Genomic DNA, 2,982 nt, shown 5'->3' on the forward strand with positions numbered 1-2,982 from the left:
AGTATTCCCCATGTAGGGAAACAACATCGCCTGAATATCAGAGGTAGGCATTACCTCATCAGCAATATTGATGCCTAAAACATCTTTCATGAATTGCCGTCGTTTTTCGATTCGCTTCCATGAGTCTGGATATTGAACCCGGATCGCTTCTCGGGTTGCTTCATCAGCGATAAATACACCATCTTCCACATGAACTCCACCATAGGGCTCACCAGGAAAAGCGATGATATCACCCTGAAGAGCCATTCCCGATTTCACCTTGTGAGGTGACCCTTCGAAAAAGATGCTGTTGGTCCATTCTTCAGTATGAATGAGATGACCGGGATTCAAACCAATACCAAATTTTTTCAAGTCTCCTATCGAATCCCTGACTGCCTGGAATACCTCGTTACCAGTCACCCCAAGGTGAAGAGACTCATACCAACTACATAAAGCGTTGAAATAAGGGATGTAAAAATTTTCAACTATTCCTTCCATCGTCAGCGGTATCTCTTCCTTATTTCGAACAAACAAACCGGTTCGAGCAACCAGAGCGTAACGGTACCCCATACCAACCGTGACAACTTCCCCAAGTTCTAACTTTTTCTTATAGGTTGGACTTTTTAATCCAGGAAGCACATTTTCTAACCCAAAATTGACATTGGGGTGTACACTCAGAGGATCACCATCTATAGCAAGGTGGCGAGAAGCTTCGATTTCACTCTCACCAACCCGGAGATTTTTAATGGTTTGCAAAACTCTCTGCGAAGTTTTAGTGCCAGATATTTCATGGAAAATGAGCTCTTCTACATCGAGAGATATACGTAGACCATAATCAGGGTGAATCATAAAATCGGAAGTATTTCGTACATTTTCCCAGCCTACTATGTTTGATAGTTCCTGAATAATATAGTGAGGAACTTCAAAAGTTTGCGAAGGATCTGTACGCTCAATTGGAGAAAAATACTTCCAGCCAATGATACCTATTTTGCTGTTTTTCTTAATCCCGGCATCCCGGAAAATCTCGTCTAATGACTTGCTCTGTCCTCTAGGTTGCCCCACCAAGCTAAAGCTTTGAAATAAAACCTTCTGAATTTCAAAGGGAATAATAGCTGAATAATCCAATCCTTCATTCCCAACCACAATAGTAGGTTCTTGTTCACCAGACAAGATAAGAAGGGCTTCCTCAAAACGGGGGTCAAATCCGGTTAGAAAATGAATATTCGAATAGTGTTCTCGATCACCATAAATGATTAAATGAGTATAGCCTTGAGATAAAGCCATTTTAAGCAGCGATTGTATTCTTTGCTGATAAATTGCTTCATCGAGCGTTGGTGCAGAATCGTAATCAATCTTATCACTTAAAGGAAGATATTCTAATTCTTTTTCTACTACTTTACCCATCCATGAACCTCCTTATTGATTATTAAAATTTAATTTTTTTGATTACATTCTCCTGTTGAAGACCGAATAATTAACTCACAAGGAAGAATAGCAATTTCTTCCAATTCCATGTCTTTTTGCTGAATCATAGAACATAATTTTTCTACCGCTAAATTACCCATTTCAAACGTTGGAGCCTTAATGGTAGTTAAGGGAGGATCAACCACCTTTGATATTTCACTATCATCAAATCCAACCACTGAAAAATCACTGGGAATCTTGTAGCCTTTATCGTGTATAGCTTTAATCGCGCCAGCAGCCATGAGATCATTTCCACAAATAATAGCTGTTGGTCTTGGGTCTTCTTCTAATAACTCGAGCATTAATCGATATCCGCTATCTATCTGGTAATCCCCAAATTTAATTAGATTTGGATAAACTTTTAAATCTCTTGCTAACAATGCATCTCTAAATCCCTTAGCTCGATCGACCATATGAAGCTGTTCTTTAAGTCCACCAATCAATGCAAATTTCGTGTGACCAAGCTGAACAAGATATTCAATGACCTCAACTACTGCTCCATGATTATCAAAATTAACCTCCGCCCGGGTTGGAACTGAAGATCTACACCCAATTAGCACATAAGGAATATTTCTTTCTTCCAAATAGATTAAAGATCTGTGGTCAATAGGCCAGGAACCAAGAATTAAAAGCCCATCTATATATTTATCTTTAAGAAGATTTTCAAAAAATTTTGATTTTTGTGCTTCTTCAACAAAACCAATGCCGACTTGAAGATTGTAAGGAGTATCTCTCAGACAATCATAGATACCTTGAATCACAGGAAGCTCATATCGCCAGGTAGAAGGAAGAATAGGATTTTCTTCAATCATCGACAACATAATTACGTTGGATACCCCTTTAGCTAAACTCCGAGCAGTTGAAAGAGGAACATAATTTAATTTTTTAATGGCATCTTCAACTTTTTTTCGAGCTTCATCACTCACCGAAGGATGACCATTGAGAACTCTTGAAACAGTTCCGGTAGATAAGCCGGAAAGTTTAGCTACATCGATTAATGTAGCTCGTTTTTTAGACATCTCGTTATTCCTCTTATCCATTGCTTTTCAACCACTTTCATAATCTATATACTAGATTTTTATTTGTTAGCGATTACATGTTATCGGTTACACAGTATAATAAGATTTAATTTTTGTCAAGACCCCTTATATAAATTTATTTGTTAGATTTTTATTTGTTAGCGATTACATGTTATCGGTTACACAGTATAATAAGATTTAATTTTTGTCAAGATGCGCGAGGCTATATGTGGAGTTCTCCTGTAACAATGTCACTTCCAGAGTTTTTTGGGAAAGCTTTGTCTTATCTATTCAAATAGCTTCTGAGTTCTATCATTTTCCCTGCTCTTCTGCTATTTTTTCAATCTCTCGCAGGCGATGATAAACTCCGGATTTAGAAAGAGGAGGAGAGCAAAGGTCTCCTATTTCCCTAAGAGAAGCATAAGGATGTTCTAATCGCAGGCGGGCGACTTCCTGAAGGCGAGGAGGTAAAGAGTCCAGGTTAATTTCCTGAAGCTTCTGGCGCTGACGCAAGGAAGAG

At 38.5% G+C, this 2,982-nt stretch carries 3 protein-coding genes; all 3 read right to left on the reverse strand.

Annotated elements, in window-relative coordinates:
* A partial coding sequence (locus GXZ17_RS08520; RefSeq protein WP_409376864.1) for a hypothetical protein occupies positions 1–1,383 on the reverse strand: 1,383 nt, incomplete at its 3' end.
* 29 nt (positions 1,384–1,412) lie between these two features.
* A complete protein-coding gene (locus tag GXZ17_RS08525; protein ID WP_409376865.1) occupies positions 1,413–2,462 on the reverse strand; it encodes a LacI family DNA-binding transcriptional regulator in 1,050 nt (349 codons plus the stop codon).
* A 312-nt stretch (positions 2,463–2,774) separates the two neighbouring features.
* A partial coding sequence (gene whiA / locus GXZ17_RS08530) for a DNA-binding protein WhiA (protein WP_409376866.1) occupies positions 2,775–2,982 on the reverse strand: 208 nt, incomplete at its 5' end.

It is taken from the genome of Candidatus Sordicultor fermentans, from assembly GCF_012728195.1.
GTDB classification, from domain to species: Bacteria; Atribacterota; Atribacteria; order Atribacterales; family Caldatribacteriaceae; genus Sordicultor; species Sordicultor fermentans.